The following is an 18,727-nucleotide window of genomic DNA, read 5'->3' on the forward strand; positions in this document are numbered from 1 at the left end:
CCATGGCAGATGACGGTTCCGCTCAGTCAAGCACCGTATGGCCGATGCCCAAATTTCACTTTGAAGTGAAATGGGACGGCGGCGCGGGCGCCAGCATGGTGGCGTCGTTTCAGGAAATTACCGGCCTGGATATCGAAGCCCAGATTATTGAATACCGCGCCGGCAACAGCCCGGTATTTTCCACCATCAAGATGCCCGGCATTATCAAATCCGGCAACGTGACCCTGAAAAAAGGCATTTTCGTCAAAGACAATAACTTCTACGACTGGTTCTCGAAAATAAAGATGAACACCATCGCCCGCACCGCCGTCACCATCAATTTGCTGGATGAAAGCGGCAGCCCGGCCATGACGTGGAAGCTGAAAAATGCCTGGCCGACCAAAGTCAGCGGCACGGATTTGAAATCAGACGGCAATGAAGTGGCGATTGAAACCATCGAGCTGGCGCACGAAGGGCTGGAAGTCGCGGTATAACCGCACCCGGTTAACGCGGCGGGCAGCCGCGTTAACCACACGAAAATGACACGACCCGGTAATGCCGATGCAAAAAAAATCGCCCGGCGGCGAATGGCCGCTACCCGCGTTTTATTTCAGCGTGAATATCGACAACAGTGGCGACGACCAGGCTTTTCAGGAAGTGTCCGGCATCGAATCGCGCATTGAAACCGAACCGTTCACCGAAGGCGGCAATAACAGCGTCTATTATCTGCCGACCGCGGTGAAACAGGGGCCGTTGACGCTGCGCCGCGGCCTCAGCCCTGCCGATTCGCCGCTGGTGCGCTGGTGCAAAAGCTGTTTCGAAGGACAGCTTAACCGCCCGATCGTCACCAAAGAGGTGAGCGTCAGTTTGCTGGATGAACAGGGCGACCCCTTGCGGATCTGGCTGTTTTATAACGCTTATCCGATCAGTTGGAGAATCGATCGCTTCCACGCCGCCCGTAATGACGTGGCGATTGAAGAGATCGTCCTGTGTTTCAGTCGTTCCAAACGCAAACAGTGACCCAGAAGGAAACATGATCATGGCGATAGAAGTGCGACAACTGACGATTTATTCCCGGGTCATCCAGCCGAATGAGCCGGACTCGCCCCATCAGGCGGAAAGCGACGCGGAAAACCGCGACGCCGGGCCGTCGGCCAACCCGTCCGCCACGCCGGGAGCGATCTCATTTCATCACCTGCAAACCGAGCCGCGGGAACGCTAACCGGAGCCGTTTATCATGCAGAAGCTGACTATCCGCACCCTCGACAAAAAACAGCAATTTGACGTGATGCTCAACCCTGCCGGCATCCGCCATGAACACGGCATCAATTACTCCAACCGGTCAGCCGCGGGCCATCGCGCGCTCGGCAGCCTGGCGCCGCGGCTCGGTTTCGCCAGCTATCAGAGCGAAACGCTCAGCTTCGAAATGATGATTGACGGCACCGGCGTGGTGGAGCAGCCGCAAAAAGCGGACGTCGCCGGTCAAATCACCCAGCTTAAAAACGTGGTGTACCGCTATGTCGGCGACAAGCACGAACCCAGCGTGGTGGTGCTGACCTGGGGCACGCTGTCGTTCAAAGGGCGGCTGACCCGCCTCGCCATCCGCTATTCGCTGTTCGACGCCGCCGGCGCGCCGCTGCGCGCCACCGTCGAGCTGCGTTTTGACAACTATCTGGACAGCAACGAGCAGGCGTTGCGCGCCAACCGCTCTTCGCCCGACCTCACCCACAGCGTGGTGGTGAAACAGGGCGATACCCTGCCGCAGCTGTGCCAGGCGATCTATCAGGACAGCGCCTATTACGTGGCGGTGGCCCGTTACAACAATCTGACCAGCGTGCGTCACATTGTGCCGGGCACTCGCCTCTACTTTCCCCCACTGGCCTAACGGAAGGACGATATGGCGGACTCCCCGGCAACACACAGTGACGGCGTGGTGACCTGCACCATCAAGAGCAACGGCGCTGAAATCGGCAACGATATCCAGCTGTTATCCATTCACGTCTGTAAACGGGTGAACCATATCGCCCGCGCGGAGCTGGTGATTCAGGACGGCGACATGCCGCAAAACCGCTTTCCGCTCAGCAGCGGCGACCTGTTCAAGCCGGGCAACAGCCTGACCATCGCGGCCGGCTACGCCAGTCAGGAACAGGTGCTGTTCGACGGGATCATCATTCGCCACGGCATCAGCATCAGCGGCGCCGGTCATTCACGGCTGGTGATCGAATGCCGGGACAAGGCGATCGCCATGACGGTGGCCCGCCGCAACGACAACTATCTCAAGCAGAAAGACAGCGACATTTTAAGCCGCCTGATTAGCCGCTGCGCCGGACTCAGCGCGCGCGTCGACACCACCCATACCCAGCACGACGAACTGGTGCAGTTCAACTGCACCGACTGGGATTTTCTGCTCACCCGGGCGGAAGCCAACGGGCTGGTGGTATGCAACGACGACGGCGCCGTCGCTGTCGCCGCCCCTTGTCTGAGCGCCTCGCCGGTGCTGACCGTCACCTACGGCGACGACCTGATTTCACTCACCGCCGACATTGACGCCCGCCACCAATTTACCTCGGTGACCGGCGTTGGCTGGGATATCAAAAACCAGCAGCCGCTACAGGAAAAGGCCGCCGCCCAGTCCGTCAGCCGGCAGGGCAACCTGAGCGCCGACGAGCTGGCCCGCGTGCTGGGACTGACGGAATACCGGCTGCAAAGCGCCACGCCGCTGGCTAACAGCGCGCTGCGGGACTGGGCCCGCGGCCAGCAGGTCAAATCCGCCCTTTCTCGCCTGCGCGGCACCCTGACCTGCCAGGGCTGCGCCCGCGCGCGCATCAACACGCTGATCGAACTGGCCGGGGTCGGCGCGCGCTTTAACGGTCACCTCTACGTCAGCGGCGTCCGCCATCACATTCAGGACGGCCAGTGGCTGACCCACATCGACTTCGGCATGCCGCCGGTGTGGTCGGCCGAACACCGCGATCTGACGCCGCCGCCCGCCGCCGGTCTGCTGCCCGGCGTGGACGGATTACAGATAGGCATCGTCAAAAAACTGGATGGCGACCCGGAACAGCAGCATCGCGTTCAGGTATCGGTGCCGGTGATACAGGCGGAAAACGACGGTATCTGGGCGCGGCTGGCCAGTTACTACGCCTCAACCGGCATTGGGGCGCAATTCATGCCGGAGGTGGGTGACGAGGTGGTGTTGGGCTACTTCAACAATAACCCGTCGGACCCGGTGATCCTCGGCAGTCTGTACAGCAGCAAAAACCCGCCGCCGGTCACGCCGGACGCCAAAAACACCATCAAAACGCTGGTGACCCGCAGCCAGTTAACGCTGCAGTTCAACGAAGAGGACAAGGTGATCACCATTACCACCCCCGGCGGCAATCAGGCGGTGCTGAGCGACAAGGACAAAACGGTGACGCTGCTGGACCAGAACGGCAACAGCGTAACGCTGGATTCCTCCGGCATCACGCTGGACAGCCCGAAGAACATCACCCTCAACGCCAAAGGAAAAATCGAACTGACCGCCGCCAGCGCCATCAATATCAGCGCCAAAGCCAACGTCACCGCCGAGGGAATGAACGTCAGCCTGTCAGCCAAAACCGGCCTGACCGCCAAAGGCAACGCCACCGCCGAACTGTCGGCCTCCGGCCAGACGGTGGTGAAGGGCGGCATCGTGATGATCAATTAACGCTGATTAACAGAGATCAATAGAGAGGCAGTTATCGAATGTCTGGCGGAATTGAGCAACATTTCGTGCGGGATAAACCTCATTTTTTCTTTGCAACGTCATCGCACGCACGACAAGGAGAGGCTCAAACGCCGCCTCTCCTTGACCACTGGCTGGTGGCTAAACTGTGCCGCTGCGCGGTGCCTTCGGCGTTCGCCCCCGCTGTTCGGGCCGCCCTTGACGCGCTCCCGGCGCGGCAAGGGCTTTCGCCGCATCCATGCGGCTCACCCGGCGGGAGCAACCACCTCAGCACAGTTTTTAACGCCAAACAGGCACGACACGCAACGAGACAACGTTGTTAGTTATCTACAAAAAATAAAGGGAAGTATTGATGCCGCCAGCTGCCCGCCTGACCGATTTACACGCCTGCCCGATGGTGACGCCGGGGCTGCCGCCGATCCCCCATGTCGGCGGTCCGGTCATCGGTCCCGGCGTGCCGACCGTATTGATCGGCAAACTGCCGGCGGCGGTGATGGGCGACAACTGTATGTGCGTCGGGCCGCCGGACGTCATCGTTAAAGGCTCCGCCACCGTGCTGATCGGCGGTAAACCGGCCGCCCGTATCGGCGATGCCACCGCACACGGCGGCAACATCGCGCTCGGCGAATTCACCGTATTGATAGGAGGATAACGTGGATAACGATAATGCGTTTCTCGGCACCGGCTGGGGGTTCCCGCCGCAGTTTGACGCCGCCGCGCAAAGCATCGGCATGGTAAGCGGCGACGAAGACGTCCGGCAAAGTCTGGCACTGCTGCTCTCCACCCGCCCCGGCGAACGCATCATGGCGCCGGAGTACGGTTGCGATATTCAGGGCATGGTGTTTGAAGACCTCACCCTCTCCACCCTCACCGACATGAAAGCCCGCATCGAACAAGCCATCCTGTTCTTCGAGCCACGCATCCGGCTACAGGCGATCGTCATCGACAACCAGCAGGCCATCGACGGCAAACTGTTGATTCATCTCGACTATACCCTGATCGCCACCAATACCCGCAGCAACATGGTGTACCCGTTCTATCTGCGCGAAGGCACGCTGGTGACGACGCCGTGACGCGCGCCGCCACGCCAAACCACCGGTTTTCATCCATCACTGACAACCATTAACCGAGGCCTGCCGCCCCATGACCATGACCTGGAATCCCCCGCTGCCGCCGCCGGCCACTTCGCAGCAACAGCGCCTGCCGCCGGCACTGGAAGACGGCGCGTTCCTGGCGGATGAGATGTCGTTTGAAACGCTGCTGGTGCTGGCTAGCGACATCGCCGCGCAGTTGTCATTTGACCGCGGCGACACCACACAGCCGGGCAACTGGCAGGCGCTGTTCGCCAAAAGCGAAGTCACCGGTATGGCGATCATCCTGTCGTTCGACGCCGCGCTGGAACAAAACCGTTTTCGGCAGGCGCAGTCGCGCGGCATGGATCAGACGCTGACGTACCTGATCGCCCTCTACGCGAATCTGGATCGGTGGTACCGTGCCTTTATTCCCGTCCAGACCACCAGTGCCGACCACATCAAACTGACCATCCAGACGGTACTGAAAGCGCAGTTGGTGCGGCCGTTCCAGTACGTGGTGATTCTGGCGCAGGCGCTGGACGGCTACCGCCCGTCGCTGCTGGCGGACCCAGCGTTGAAAACCCTCGATCCGCTATGGGGAATTCGCTACGACAACGGCCGATTTATCGCCAGCGAACAGCAACAGTTGCTGCAACAACAGTTGCCGGGCATTCAGGTGCTGGAAGAGCAGTTACAGCTCTGTTTTTCCGCCGCCGTCAACGCCGTCAGCCAGCTACAGACCGACGGCCGTCGCCGGATGCAACAGGCGCTGTCCCACGCCGATCACGCCCCGGAAGTCGCGCTGTACCTGACCTTCCTGCAGTTATTCGCCCGAGCGCAGGCCCGACTTAACCGTTTTACCGAGCGGCACCTCGACTTTTACTACCGCCAGGTACTCCGGCAGCAACCGCAGCCGCTCACGGCTGATGCGGTCTTCCTGAAACTGACGCCGGAAAACGGGCTGACCACGCCGCTGTCGCTCGAGCGCGGCGTGGTCTTCAGCGCCGGGCAGGACGCCCGCTTGCGCGACATCCTCTATCGCAGCGAACAACCATTGCAGGTCAGCGACGCCGAGGTCAAACAGGTGCATTCGCTGCTGCTCAAGCGCGACCCATTGATGTCGCCGGAACGGGAGCTGGATTTCGTCACCGCCATTCACAGCGACAGCCTGTGGCCGTGGCGCAGCGACCAGCCCCGCTCACGCACGCTGCTGACGCTGTTTGGCGAAACCCCGGCCTTGCAGCGCCATCCTTCGCCGTCGGCGCCGGGTATCGCTATCATCGACCCGGTGCTCTACCTGCCGGAAGGGCGACGGCGGGTCAGCCTGACCGTCAATCTGCACGAGGCGGAGCGGCCGCATCTGGCGCAGCAACTGTACCTGCTCAGGGATGCCCCTTACCCGGCGGTATTGCGCAACCGGCTGACCACCCTGCTGCTGACGCTGGCGAAGACGCTGACGCCGCTGCTGCCCGACGACGACGCCCCCGCCGTCATCGGCGCGCTGGTCGACGCGCTGACGCCCCGCCAGCTACAGGCGTTGCAGCGCAGCCGTGACGATGAGGCCATCGGCCTGCTGTACAAGTATTTCCTGCTTGGCGTACTGCGTCAGACCCGCGATCCGGCGTGCGGCTGTCGTGTGCTGGGGCACCTGTTCAGCCGCCAGACCCTGAGCCGCGCCGACTGGCTGAATGACGATGAACAGCGGTTGGTGCTGGAAAAAAGCCGCCAGTTGCTGCCCGACGACAGCCAGCCGCCGCTGGCGGAACTGCTGAACGGCAACCGGCAGGTTAATTTTTACCGCCTCTACAGCGAGCTGTTTACGCTGCGTCTCAGCACCGAAAGCGGCTGGCAAACCATCGCCTCTTACCGTATCCACCCGTTGAGCGCGGACGACGACGGCCCGTACGGCTTCCGGCTCACCTTTACCCTGTCGCCCGGCTTCGGGGCGTTAATTCCCTGCGATCCGGCCATTCATGGCGACCTCTGGCATTACCGCGCGCCGGCGCTGCAACTGGAAATGAAGCCGGAAACGCCGTTTTTTCCCTACTCGGTGTTCCGCGATTTCGTGCTTGGTCCGCTGCTCCTCGCCACGCGGGTATCCGGCGTGCAGACATTCCAGATAGACACCTGCGACGGGCAGGTCGACATCAGCAAAACCTTTTATCCGTTCGGCGCGCAGCCAACCGGGCAGCCGTCTATGACCCTCGCCAGTTACGAACTCGCCCAAAAGTCGGTGCAGGACATTACGCTGACGATCGATTGGGCGAGCCTGCCGGGCGGCAGCGACGGTTTTCGCCAGCATTATCAGGGTTACCCCGGCGACTACGCTAACCGCCGTTTTCAGGCGCAGTTGGCCGTGTTGCGCGAAGGCGAGTGGAAGGCGGTCGGCGGCCCGCTTGCGCTGTTCGCCAGCGAACCGGGCAGCGATCGGCTGCGCTCCGACATACAGATTCAGGGCGACCTGAAGCAGGATTTTCAGCCCGTCCGCCCCGCGGCCGACGCTGACGCGTTCCGCGTCGATCACGCCAGCCGCAACGGGTTGATCCGCCTGTCGCTGTGCGAGCCGGAACAGGGCTTCGGCCATCATCAGTACGGCACGCTGCTCAGTCAGACGCTGATGCACAACGCCCGACGCCGAAAACCGCTGCCGCTGCCCAATCCGCCCTATACCCCGGCGATCAACCGGCTGACGCTCGGCTATCGGGCCTGCGCCCGAATTCATCCGGGCCACTCCGGCCACGAACCGGCGCCGGACAGCCACCTCCTGCATCTGCACCCGTTCGGTCATGAAATGCTGTACCCGGCGGCCGAAAGCGGCGGAGATACCCGCCCCGTCGCCTTTTTCCCGCGCTATGACGACGACGGCAACCTGTTCATCGGGTTACAGGCGTCGTCGCTCGGCGGCGCGCTGAACCTGTTTTTCCAGCTCGACGATCGGGCAGCCCACACGGCCATCCGCCACCGGCAAGCATTCCAGTGGCGTTATCTGGTCGACAACGACTGGCGCGTGCTGCCGCCGCATCAGGTGATCGCCGACACCACCCACGGCTTTATCACCTCCGGCATCGTCACGCTGGATATCCCGCCGGCGATCAACGACCGGCACACCGTGATGCCGGACCGGCTCTACTGGCTGCGGGTCAGCACTCGGCAGGGCATCGGCGAGTACGCCAGTTGCCTGCACGTCGCCGCCCACGTGGTGCAGGCCGTGCGCCAGTGGCCCGACGGGCAGGAACCGGACGACGAGCCGACGCCGCCTGCCGCGGCGTCAGGCTGGCGAGCGCTCAACCCGCCGGCCGGGCTGGGCGCCATCAGCCTGATGATGCCGTCGACCGGCGGCGCGCCGCGGGAATCCCCGCGACAATTCCGGCAACGGTTAAGCGAACAACTGCGCCACAAAGGGCGGGCGTTAACCGGCTGGGACTACGAGCGGCTGGTGTTGCAACACTTTCCCGAGATCGAACAGACACGCTGTTTTCCGCATACCCGTTTCGGCGTGCCGGGCCACCATCCGGGACAGGTACTGCTGCTGGTGCGCCAGCGCCACCCCGCCTGCCGGCACCAGCCGTGCGAACCTTTGCACGCCAGCGCCGCGCTGCTGCACCGGATACAAACCTGGCTGCAGACGATCGCGCCGCCGGGCGCCGTCGTTACGGTTCGCTCGCCGGTGTACGAAAGGGTTCAGGTGCGCTGTAGCGTCGCCTTTCAGCCGGGGCATCACCCGGGGCAGGCGCTGCGCCGGTTGAACCGGGATATCTCCGCCTACCTCTGTCCGTGGCGTGAAGAAAGCCCCAATCAGGGGTTTGGCGCCGGAATGGCGCTGCGGCAAATCGAAGCCTTTATCGCGCATCTGGATTACGTGCGTTTTGTGACCGGCTTTTCGCTGATCACCCTCCGTCAGACCGGCCTCGGCCAGAGCGATGGGCAAACACAGCGCTGGCGACTGACCGACAGCGCCGCGCCGCACGACCAAACCGGCGATCCCGCCGGAAACAACCCGAGTCTGACCGGGCTAACTCCACGCTATCCCTGGAATATTATCCTGCCGGTTGAGCAGCATGACCTGGGGCTCAGTCCGGACCTCAGGCTGCGAGCGCCGGAAAAAATCGGTATCGGCGACCTGATTATCGGCGACAGCTTCATCACCGTCCGTTAGCCCATCGCGGAAACACGCCGACTCGGCGACATGGGCATAACGGCGAGATGAGAATGACGGTGAGATGGAGAATAACGGCGACATGGGGAGTATGTGAGTGGCAAAACGAAATCGCGGCACCTTGAAAAACTATTTCCGTCAGGGCGCCATGCCGTCCGCCGAACATTTTTCCGACCTGATCGATTCGTCAGTCAACAAAATCGAGGAAGGGTTCGATAAAACGCCGGAACAGGGGTTGAAGATCGCCGCACTCGATACCCACGCCAGACTGATGACGTTTTACCGCGACAGCGACCCCACCCGGGCGTTGTGGTCGGTCAGCCTGCAACCGGACAGCGACCTGCTGCGGGTCAACCGCCACGCCGGCGACGGGCAGGACGCCATCGCCGACGCCGACCCCTTGCTGACGTTCACCCCCGACGGTCGGGCCGGCATCAACACCACCACGCCGCGCCACGCGCTGGATGTCAACGGGGTGATCGGCGCACAAGGGCGCGCCGGCGCGCAATGGGCGGACCGCCTGCCCGCCGACGGCGAATGGCACGACCTCACGCCGAAACTGGAAGGGTGCCAGGCCTTCGAGGTGGTGGCGGGCGTCGGTATCCGTCACTCCGGCCGTTACGCGTTAATCCACGCCATCGCGCTGAACACCTGCGCGCCGAGCGGTTTTTTCTTCAATTTTTTCAATCGCAAAAACCGCATCAACGCCCGCCACGCCTATTACCATTCGCGCGCCGACAAGCTGACGCTGCGCTGGTTGCGCGACGACACGCCCGCCGGCGGCCACGACGGCATCCGCCCCTACCGGTTGCAGATCCGCACCCACACCAGCTATGGCGACGGCATCGTTATTCGTTACCACCTCACCCGGCTGTGGCATGACGCCTACATGCACAACAGCCTGCTGCCGGCGGACGAGGAGTAAGGCATGGCGCAACCGTCATTTATTCCCAGACAGGCGCCCCATGACGACCCTGACAGCGTCGCCAGCCTGCTGCGCGCAGGGCTGGAGCAGGTCCAACGGCTCAGCGGCAACCGCTGGACCGACTACAACCTCCACGACCCCGGCGTCACGCTGCTGGAACTGTTGTGTTTCGCCCTCACCGACCTGATTTACCGCACCGACTTTGAGGTAGCGGATTACCTGACGCAGCCGGACGGGCACCTCGACTTCGCTGCGCAGGGGCTGATGCTGCCGGAACAGATTTTCCCGCCCCGCCCCTGTACCCGGCTGGATTATCAGCAGGCGGTGCTGGACGCGATGGACGAGGTGGAACAGGCGTGGGTCACGCCGGACGGTCAGGGTCGCTACCACATCGATCTGCTGCTGACCGAGGCGGCGCGTCAGCGTTGCGACCACCATCCGGCGCTGCGCGACGACATTGTCGATGCCGCGGCGCATCTCTACCACCGCGCCCGCAATCTGGGCGAAGACCTCGCCGGCGTCCGCATCATCGACAGCCGCGGGCTGCGGCTGCACGCCGATATCGAGCTGCACTATTACGATAACACCAACTACGATAACACCAACAATCTGCACGATAACGCCGACAACCTGGCGGCTGAAATCTACTTTCAGGCCGAACAGTGGCTCCGGGGCGACGAGGCCGACAGCCACACCGCTAGCCATGCTGATAACTATGCTGACAGCTACCCTGATAACTATGCCGATAGCTATGCCTATAACTACACCGACCACCACGGCGCGCCGGGCAACGAGCGTGTTGCCGCCGTCAGGCCGCTATCGGCGCTCTATACCCGGTTGATCAACATCGACGGCGTCGGCCACATCCGACAGTTGCAGCTGATCCCGCAACCCTGTCGGGACGGCCATCCCGACAATGCGCAGGACCACTTCAGCCCCGGCGACTGGATCCTGCTGCCGAAAAAGCACGACGACATCGACCTCAACCTGACCCATCAGGGCCACCCGCTGTCGATTGATTTCAGCGCCATGAGCATCCGGCTGGTGCGGCGTAAGGCGCAAAACGGCACGCTGCACGAGCAAATCCGCCGCCAGACCGCCGCCCTCATCCCACCGCCGCACGGCATCTGGCGCGAGCTGGCGGATTACCGGTCGATCCAGTCGCTGTTCCCCGGCGTCTACCGGCTGGACGCGCCGCGCGTCCCGACGGCGCTGAACCGGCAGGAACAGGCGCAGATCCAACAATTTCGCGGCTATCTGCTGCTGTTTGAACAGCTGATGGCCAACTTTTGCGCCAACCTGGCTAACCTGCGCGACCTGTTTTCCCCCGCCACCGACGCCGGGCGCAGTTACGCCTTCAACCTGCTGGATGATGAGCAGTTCCGCGGGGTGGATCTCCTGTATCCCGACGATGCGGCGGCGCGTTTTCATCACCTGCTGGCCGAGGTCGACCACTACCCGGACCGCAAAGGACGGCTGCTCGACTATCTGCTGGCGTTATACGGCGAAACGCTGGACGCCCGACTGTGGCGTCAGCCGGGCGAGGCGTCGGATCAGCGCGTGCAGAGCCGTCAGCAGCTTGAGTACCAGCGCCGGTTTATTCAGGCCATCGACCGCCTGACCCGCGATCGCGGCGCCGGTTTCAACACGCGCCGGCCGATGACCGAACGGGAAAACCGGGGCGGGTTCGCCGACCGGGTGGCGCTGCTGCTCGGGATGGACGACGCCGACGCGTGGCCCTATAGCCAGACGCTGGCCCGGCAGGGGTGGCAGTTGATGGCCGATGACGCCTTCCTGCACAGCGCGGCGGGTCAGTCGCATCTGCAATGGCTGGATCAGTCGGCCCTCGACAGTTTGCTGGATGTGCCGCTGAGCGACGCGGCGCCGGGCAGCACCGATGCGGCGGCGGCGCGCGATGTGCTGGCGCTGCGCCTGCGGCCATTGCCGGTCGACCTGCTGCAACGCGGCGTGATGCTGGCGCATTACCGCATTCTGCCGCCCGACGCCGGCGGCTTTTATCAGGCGCTGTTCCGGCTGTCGGCGGCGCCCGGCTCGCAAAACGGCTTATGGCTACACCTGGGCGCCAGCAGCCAACCGGCGCACCTGGTGCGCGTTATCAACCAGCTGCGCCGCGAACTCATCCGCCTTAATCAGCGGTGCGAAGGGGTGTACGTGGTGGAGCACCTGTTGCTGCGCCCGGCGCACGGCGGTGATGACGCCCGCGCCGACAGCGACCCGTTTCCCGGCCAGATCAGTCTGATTCTGCCCGGTTACACCGCCCGCGGCGGCAACCCGGTGTTCCGGGCGCAGGCCGAGGCCCTGATCGCCCGACAGTGCCCGGCGCATCTGCTGCCGCGCTGTCACTGGCTCGATATTCACGCCACGGTCGAGTTTGAAACCGCCTGGCTGGCATGGCTCGACGCCAGACGGGAAGCTCCCGGCCAGCCATCGTGCGACGACGCGGCCGCCCGGCTGACGGCATTGTTGCAATCGTTGCACGCCCAATCCCCCACTTCTCAACCATCAGGACAGGACGCATGACGCAGCCACACCGGATTCACACCGCCAGCCTGACGCTCGACTTTCGCCATTCGTCCGAGGCGGAGCGGTTCGAGCGCGACGCCCCGCGCTGGGTGCAGCAACAGCTGTTGCCGTTGATCGACGCGCTGTTCGACCAGTTTTCGCCGCCCCATCAACTGTGGGTGATCGACCACCTGCGGCTCGATCTGGGCGCGCTGCCGGCGTCGGATTTGGAGTCGGCGCTGCTGGCGGCGCTAAAGCAGCAACTGACGGAGGCGCTGCGCGCCCAGCAACCGTCCGACCCGGCCCAGCCACATCAACGCCACGACGCCGATGCCGCGGAAATACAGGTGCTGGATGGTCCGGCGGCGCAGTGGCGTCAGTTGCAGTTTTTCCTGCAACACGGCGTGATGCCCTGGCATTACCCCGGTCGGCAAGGCTGGCGGCAGGTAGACCGCCACCGCCACTGGCTGGCCGACGCCGTGCGCCAACACCGCGCCGGACTGAACCGGTTACTGAACGCCAGCGCTCGCCCAGCCAGCCTGATCGCCCGGCTGGTTTCTCAGTTGCCGGCTACCGCGCTAAACGGCTGGCTGGAACAGCTGACGCCCGCGCATCAGGATATCGCGCTGCGTTGTCTGGCGGCCCAGCCGGAAGCGGATGCGCTGCCAGCCGCGCTAAAGGCGCGGTTGCACCGCCACTGGCATCAGCGCATCCATCAGGCGCTGCGCCAGCGCCGTCTGCGACAGGAGTTGCTGCCGGTCTGGGCTACGCTGCTCGGCGACCAGCGTGCCCGGTTTCTGCTGGCGCTTTACGCCTGCGGGCAACAGCCCGAGGTGGTGCGCGGCATGGCGCAGGCGGTGGATGACCACGCCTTCGACGATCTGCTGGGGTTGCTGGCGCCGCAGGCGCAACCGTTCATCCAACAGGTGCTCAGGCATCCGGCGTGGTTCCATCATCCCGACGACGCGGCGCCCACAGACCCGAGCGCCCCGCTGGATCAGCTGCTGCGTGAATTCACCCTGCATTATCTGCTGGTGCAGCGCGGCAGCCAGTTCAACAAACAGCGCTACATGGCCGGGCTGATTGGCCGCATGGCGGCGCACCACAATATGGAACGGACCGACCTGCTGCAAACGCTGTACCTGCGGCTGGCGGCGTGGCCGGGCGAGCACGCGCTGAAACAACCGTTGCTGTCGCTGCTGACCACATTATGGGGAGAAATGGCGCCGCTCGCCCGCGCGCTGCCGGTCATGAGGTCAAGCGCTCAACCGGTGCGACGCGGGCCGGTTAGCGGCGAATCAATAAGACATCGGGAAGCGGCCGCGGCAGAGCCCGCCGTCAACACGCTACGGCAACAGTGGGTTGACGCACTGCAACAGGCGGATGAAGCAGCGCTGAATCGGGTGTGGCGCCAGTGCACGCCGGCGATGCTGCTGACGTTACGCCCGGCGCTGATCGCCTGCGGCCAGCAGAGTCAGGTACGCCAGCGTTGGGTGGTGCGCTTTTCCGCGGCGACGCAATATCGCCTGCTGACCCTGCTGGAACCGGCGGACGCGCCGTTTATCCGCGAGCTGATGGAAGAAGTGCGCGCCAGCCAGCCGGCTATCGCCGACCATTCCGCCCACGCCCCCGGCGAGCCGCTGCTGACGCACAGTCTGTGGAGCCTCACGTTCAGCTACCTGCTGGCGGAGCGCGGCAGCGAATTCAACCGGCAAAGCTATCTGGACGCGCTGCTGCGGCAACTGGCGGCGCACCATAACCTGTCGCGTCAGGCGCTGATCGACGCCTTACTGCAACGCCTGCGCCACGCCCCGGCCGATACCGCGGTGCGCCGGGCGCTGCTGACGCTGCTTACCCGGCTGCGCGAAAGCTCGCCTCCCGCGCCGCCGCCGTCACCGCAGCCTGAGCCGCAACCTCAGTCTCAACCTCAACCGCAAGCCGCGGCGCCGTGTCACATCGACGCTGACCTTCCGCCGCCGGAGCAGCCGTTGCTTGACGCCGCCTGTTACCACTATCTATACGACGTGTTAGTCCACGCCGACCCGACGCGCCGCTTTACGCCGCCGGATCAGGCGCGCACCGTTTGGCGCGCCGCGTCCTCGTATGCCGGTAATGACCTGCAGCGCTGCCTGCAACGGTTGCTGACCCATAACCCGTTGCTGCTCCAGCGCTGGCTGGCGGTCTCCACACACCACCCCGCCAGTTGGCTGCGGCTGTGCGCCGCTCTGCGCCCATCGCAGGCCGCCCAGTTGCTTGCCCAGCTAATCGCGCTGCGTCAGCCATCGGCCAACCTACGCAGCCTGTCGGCCACGCTCGACAACGTCACCCGCCGCCTGACCGTTGCACAGCGGCAGGCGTTTTACGGGCAGATGATCGACGCGCTGGCCGCCAACCGCACGCCGGACTGGCTGGCTCTGCGCGATGCGGTCAGCCAGTCCGCCCCCTCGTCAGTGGATGCCCCGCGCCAGCCTGTCGGCGCCACGACGCCTGATGCCCCAATGCTATCGGCGATGGATGACGACGCCGCGCTGGCGCTGCTGAACCGGATCGCCGGGCACGCTGCAGCGACGCTCGCCGCCGATGACATCGCCGCGCTATCCGCCGCGCTGGCGCGCCTGCTGCCCTCGCAGCCGGAAGCGGTACGCCGGTTGCTGCTGCCCGCGCTGCGTTCGCCCGCTCTGATCGAACGGTTGGCGGACACGCTATCCGACAGGCTGCACACCGCCTTACTGCTGCTGTTGCGCCGCACCGACTTTCTGGCGCTATACCCTTACGGCCGCTTTATCGCCAACCTCTGTCATCGTCACCCGGCGTACCGCGGCGCGGCGCAGCAGCTGGAAAATCTGCTGTGGCGCGCGCTGTATCACCGTCTGTTCGCCGCCGGTTCGCCAGCGGATATCGCCGCCTTTATCAGCCATTATCTGGGCAGACAGGCCGCCGACTGGCAACAGCGCAGCCATCAGCCGTCGCCGTCTGCGTTCTACCGTTTTCTGCTGGAACAGGCGCAGGCCGAGCGCTTCCCCTCGACCCGCACGCTGGCCGAACGCCTGCAACGGCTGATCACCGCCGCCGGGCTGCATCAGGACACGCCGCCAGTCGTCGCCGTCACGGATGCCGGGCAACCGCCTGAACGCGACATCGCCGCCGCGTCGCCCCCTGAACAGCCGGACCTCGCTGATGCCATAGCCGATACCGATGCACCTCAGCCTGCGGCCGTGCCGGATATGGCGGCTCCGGCGGTTGTCGACTGGCGGGGCGACGAGACGCTGAGCACCGATGAGCCGCTGCCGGTCGCCAATGCCGGGCTGGTGCTGGCCGCGCCCTGGCTCCCTCGCCTGCTGACAAAGCTGGCGCTGGTGCAGGACGGCGCCTTCCCGCAGCCGGACGCCCGCCATCAGGCCATCCACTGCCTGCAATATCTGGTCGATCGGGGACAAAACTGCGCCGAATACCAGCTGGCGCTGAACAAGCTGCTGTGCGGCCTGCCGCTCAACGCCCCGCTTCCGTTAACGCTACCGCCTGACGCCGCCGCCCGCGACACGCTGGACGCGCTGCTGGACGCCCTCCTTCAGCACTGGAATGCGCTGGGCCACACCTCGGTTGACGGATTGCGCCAAACCTTCCTGCAACGCGAAGGCACGCTGTGGCGACAGGCGGACAGCTGGAAACTGGAGGTGGTTCCCGGCCCGTTCGACATGCTGCTCGACCGGCTGCCGTGGGGATATTCGACCATCAAATACCCCTGGATGGACCGGCCGCTGCACGTGGTCTGGCGCTGAACGCCGATTGCCGGACAGCCTGCGCATCACTGACAACCGTAAGGGAGAGAGCCATCGCCATGAGGATTCACCGTTTCACCGGGCGCAACGCAACGCTGGCGCGGCTGCTGGCCTTGTTGCTGCCATTGGCATTACTGCTCCCACCGGCGGCCTATACCGCACTGCCGGAACCCGCGCTCATGCCATCCGCCGCACCCGACGCCCCGACTTACGCCCAATGTCTCCAGGCGTTGGAACGGATGGACAGCCGACGCTTTACCCGCATCACGCAGGATAAACTGGCGATTATCTATCACGACGACCCGGCGTATCAGGCGGATTACCGCCAGCCGGGCGACTACCTCGCCGACGGGCTGTTCGGCCCCAAGACGCGCAAATGGCTGGCGACGTTTTGCGGCGAATTCGGCATCACGCCGCCGCCCAACCGCAATACCTTCGCCGAAGCGCTGCTGGTGTCGCTGGCCAAAGTATCGGAGCTCGATCAGCTCTTCCCTTACTGGCGCAGCCGCATGGGCGCGCCGGAGCTGTTGCAGTGGCCGGCGCAGAAAACCATCGAATTTCTCACCGCGCAGGCGGACGCCGCCGCCGTCCCGCCGCCGCCGGAAGTGACGTCGCCGCAGTACTACGCCCTGACGGAGGATGACCTGCGCAAGCTGGCGGAACGCAACGCCATCCAAAGCCAACTGGACGGCATGATAGGCCACCAGTTCGCCAGTCCGGTGGAGCTGAACAACGCGGTGCGCCCGTTGATCCGCCAGTTGCGCGGCAATGAGGAGCAGATCCTGCAACAGATTGTGGACGCCGTACCGGTCAGCAACGGCAACCCCAGCCGCACCCAGACCACGACGCACAGCCAGACCACTACCACGCTTTCCACGCCGGGCGACAGTTCTACGCTGAGCGGTAGTTCCCCGCAGAGCGACAGTTCTTCGCAGAACGATAATGCGCAACCCGACAATCAGCTACGCACTGAAATCGCCGACACCCGACAGAACAGCGACGCCAGCACCGCCACGCCGATCACCGTCTATTCGCTTAATCAGAATGCGCTGGAGCTGGCTTATCTGGATCTCAATCTGGTATCCGTAGACAAAGACGCGCTGGCGCGGCTGGCAACGCTGAAAGATACCCCGTTCGCCGACCGCTACCAGCTGGCGGTGGCGATGAAAATGGCCGGACTTGACCGCCTCAGCCACCAGAGCCGGCAACGCATTCTGGACATCGCCCACAAAGACGGCGCGCCCCCGTCAACCACCCCGCCGATGGTCTGGCGCGCGCCCGCCGACTGCGGCTGTGAAGACAGCACCCCGAACGTTAACGGCGCCGACGCCACCTTCTACGGTTTTTACCCTTACTGGCAGCCGCTGGCCGACGGGCAGACCCTCAACTTTCGTCAACTGGACCGTATCGGCTATTTCTCCGCCGCGGTCTTGCCGGGCGCGCGCGACCCGCAACTGGTGCTGCCGCCCAACTGGCGGAAAACCCGCCCCTACGCCGATTTCATCCGGCTGGCGCACCGCTACCGCACCCATGTCGATCTGGTGGTGTCCACGCCGAGAAAACTGCCGTCGCCGGTGCTGGTCAGCCTGTTCACCTCGTCGCTGGTCGCCCGTCTCGGCGCCAACATTCAGACCCCGCTTGACGATGACTGGATCAATCGGGCCAAACCCTGGCTGACCTTCGGTTTGAGTCCGTCGGATACCCTGGCCGACGGCGTGACGCTGGACTTCGACCTGACCCGGCTCACCACCCGCGCCGGTCAGCAGACGTTTATTCGCTTTGTGCAGGCGCTGCGCAAAACCCTCACCCCCGCTGGACACGCGCCCGATTCACCGCCCCGCTACGCCGTCAACCTGATGGTGCCGGTGGAGTCGCTGCTCAAAGGACAAGGGTTCTACACGCTGGATAACCTGCGGGAACTGCTGCCGTATGTGGATCGGTTTATTTTGCAGCCGGAGCCCCCTGACGGAGTGGTCAAACCGCGCCGGACGCTCGATCAGTTGAGCGACCTGCGCCATTTTTTAAGCCAGCAGCCGCAGGCCGCGATTCCCGAGCTGTATCGCAAGCTGGTGCCTGTCCTGATTACCGACGCCAACCGCCATCAAACGACCGAGCTGGCGGAACTGGTGCGTTACAGCAGTTGGAGTTTTCTCGGCGCCGCCTACTGGCCGCTGCCGCTCGACGAAGCCAGCCAGCAGCTCATCAGCCAGACCTACTACCCCGCCGCCGACCTACCCGCGCCGCTGGCGCGCATCGCCTCGGCCGTCAATGCGGTTATCGACGTGATCTGCCCCAACCGCTGGGTGCTACGGCTGATGCTGTTTATCACCTTCTGGGGGATTGTCGTCACCGGCGTCGCCAGCCTGTGGCTGTTCCCGGTGCGCAAGGTCACCGATTCGCTGTGGTTCGCCGGTTTTGTGGTGCTGTTCGCCGCGGCATTGATGCTGGCGCTGGTGGCGGACCCGTACTGGCAGCAATATCAGACGTTAATCCTGCTGCTGTTCGCCGCCGTGGTGGTCGCCATCGCCGTGCTGCAACGCATCAGGAAAAACCGGCGGGAGCGGAATCCGTGAGCACTGGCGGCAG

The 18,727-nt window shown here is 64.2% G+C and carries 12 protein-coding genes; all 12 read left to right on the plus strand.

Annotation, left to right across the window (positions count from 1 at the left end; all coding sequences use genetic code 11):
* The first annotated feature begins 2 nt into the window (after window positions 1-2).
* The 12 genes from CPA59_RS18740 (at window position 3) to CPA59_RS18800 (ending at window position 18,714) form a co-directional block, all read left to right on the plus strand.
* Window positions 3-473 carry a phage tail protein gene (locus CPA59_RS18740; RefSeq protein ID WP_038920166.1) on the plus strand — a complete coding sequence of 157 codons (471 nt, stop codon included), beginning with the start codon at window positions 3-5 and terminating at the stop codon, window positions 471-473.
* A gap of 67 nt (window positions 474-540) precedes the next feature.
* Window positions 541-999: a phage tail protein gene (locus tag CPA59_RS18745; RefSeq protein ID WP_225622610.1), complete on the plus strand. Its 459-nt coding sequence runs from the start codon at window positions 541-543 to the stop codon at window positions 997-999.
* A gap of 19 nt (window positions 1,000-1,018) precedes the next feature.
* Window positions 1,019-1,201 carry a hypothetical protein gene (locus CPA59_RS18750; protein ID WP_049855556.1) on the plus strand — a complete coding sequence of 61 codons (183 nt, stop codon included), beginning with the start codon at window positions 1,019-1,021 and terminating at the stop codon, window positions 1,199-1,201.
* Between the two features lie 15 nt (window positions 1,202-1,216).
* A complete protein-coding gene (locus tag CPA59_RS18755; RefSeq protein WP_107760386.1) occupies window positions 1,217-1,864 on the plus strand; it encodes a peptidoglycan-binding protein in 648 nt (215 codons plus the stop codon).
* A 12-nt stretch (window positions 1,865-1,876) separates the two neighbouring features.
* The gene (gene vgrG / locus CPA59_RS18760; protein ID WP_107760388.1) at window positions 1,877-3,667 is read left to right on the plus strand and encodes a type VI secretion system tip protein VgrG; all 1,791 of its coding nucleotides are present in this window, start codon (window positions 1,877-1,879) and stop codon (window positions 3,665-3,667) included.
* Window positions 3,668-4,037: 370 nt separating this feature from the next.
* Window positions 4,038-4,337: a PAAR domain-containing protein gene (locus tag CPA59_RS18770; protein ID WP_107760392.1), complete on the plus strand. Its 300-nt coding sequence runs from the start codon at window positions 4,038-4,040 to the stop codon at window positions 4,335-4,337.
* Between the two features lies 1 nt (window position 4,338).
* Window positions 4,339-4,758, plus strand: coding sequence for a GPW/gp25 family protein (locus CPA59_RS18775; protein WP_107760394.1), 420 nt, complete (start codon window positions 4,339-4,341; stop codon window positions 4,756-4,758).
* Between the two features lie 70 nt (window positions 4,759-4,828).
* Window positions 4,829-8,914 carry a baseplate J/gp47 family protein gene (locus CPA59_RS18780; RefSeq protein ID WP_107760396.1) on the plus strand — a complete coding sequence of 1,362 codons (4,086 nt, stop codon included), beginning with the start codon at window positions 4,829-4,831 and terminating at the stop codon, window positions 8,912-8,914.
* A 97-nt stretch (window positions 8,915-9,011) separates the two neighbouring features.
* Entirely contained in the window at window positions 9,012-9,839 is an 828-nt protein-coding gene (locus tag CPA59_RS18785; RefSeq protein ID WP_107760398.1) for a hypothetical protein, read from the plus strand.
* Between the two features lie 3 nt (window positions 9,840-9,842).
* Window positions 9,843-12,380 carry a hypothetical protein gene (locus CPA59_RS18790; RefSeq protein WP_107760400.1) on the plus strand — a complete coding sequence of 846 codons (2,538 nt, stop codon included), beginning with the start codon at window positions 9,843-9,845 and terminating at the stop codon, window positions 12,378-12,380.
* Window positions 12,377-16,141 (plus strand): contractile injection system tape measure protein, encoded by a 3,765-nt coding sequence (locus CPA59_RS18795; RefSeq protein WP_107760402.1) that lies wholly within the window; start codon window positions 12,377-12,379, stop codon window positions 16,139-16,141. The genes CPA59_RS18790 and CPA59_RS18795 overlap by 4 nt, the downstream gene beginning before the upstream one ends.
* 59 nt (window positions 16,142-16,200) lie before the next feature.
* Window positions 16,201-18,714 carry a hypothetical protein gene (locus tag CPA59_RS18800; RefSeq protein ID WP_255412245.1) on the plus strand — a complete coding sequence of 838 codons (2,514 nt, stop codon included), beginning with the start codon at window positions 16,201-16,203 and terminating at the stop codon, window positions 18,712-18,714.
* Window positions 18,715-18,727: the final 13 nt, after the last annotated feature.

It is taken from the genome of Dickeya sp. Secpp 1600, assembly GCF_003049805.1.
Taxonomy (GTDB): Bacteria; Pseudomonadota; Gammaproteobacteria; order Enterobacterales; family Enterobacteriaceae; genus Dickeya; species Dickeya fangzhongdai.

Bases quoted from the DNA above. Each gene is read 5' to 3' on its own strand.
- vgrG (WP_107760388.1), top strand. From the start codon at position 1,877: ATGGCGGACTCCCCGGCAACACACAGTGACGGCGTGGTGACCTGCACC.
- CPA59_RS18740 (WP_038920166.1), top strand. From the start codon at position 3: ATGGCAGATGACGGTTCCGCTCAGTCAAGCACCGTATGGCCGATGCCC.
- CPA59_RS18745 (WP_225622610.1), top strand. From the start codon at position 541: ATGCAAAAAAAATCGCCCGGCGGCGAATGGCCGCTACCCGCGTTTTAT.
- CPA59_RS18770 (WP_107760392.1), top strand. From the start codon at position 4,038: ATGCCGCCAGCTGCCCGCCTGACCGATTTACACGCCTGCCCGATGGTG.
- CPA59_RS18780 (WP_107760396.1), top strand. From the start codon at position 4,829: ATGACCATGACCTGGAATCCCCCGCTGCCGCCGCCGGCCACTTCGCAG.
- CPA59_RS18790 (WP_107760400.1), top strand. From the start codon at position 9,843: ATGGCGCAACCGTCATTTATTCCCAGACAGGCGCCCCATGACGACCCT.
- CPA59_RS18755 (WP_107760386.1), top strand. From the start codon at position 1,217: ATGCAGAAGCTGACTATCCGCACCCTCGACAAAAAACAGCAATTTGAC.
- CPA59_RS18750 (WP_049855556.1), top strand. From the start codon at position 1,019: ATGGCGATAGAAGTGCGACAACTGACGATTTATTCCCGGGTCATCCAG.
- CPA59_RS18800 (WP_255412245.1), top strand. From the start codon at position 16,201: ATGAGGATTCACCGTTTCACCGGGCGCAACGCAACGCTGGCGCGGCTG.
- CPA59_RS18795 (WP_107760402.1), top strand. From the start codon at position 12,377: ATGACGCAGCCACACCGGATTCACACCGCCAGCCTGACGCTCGACTTT.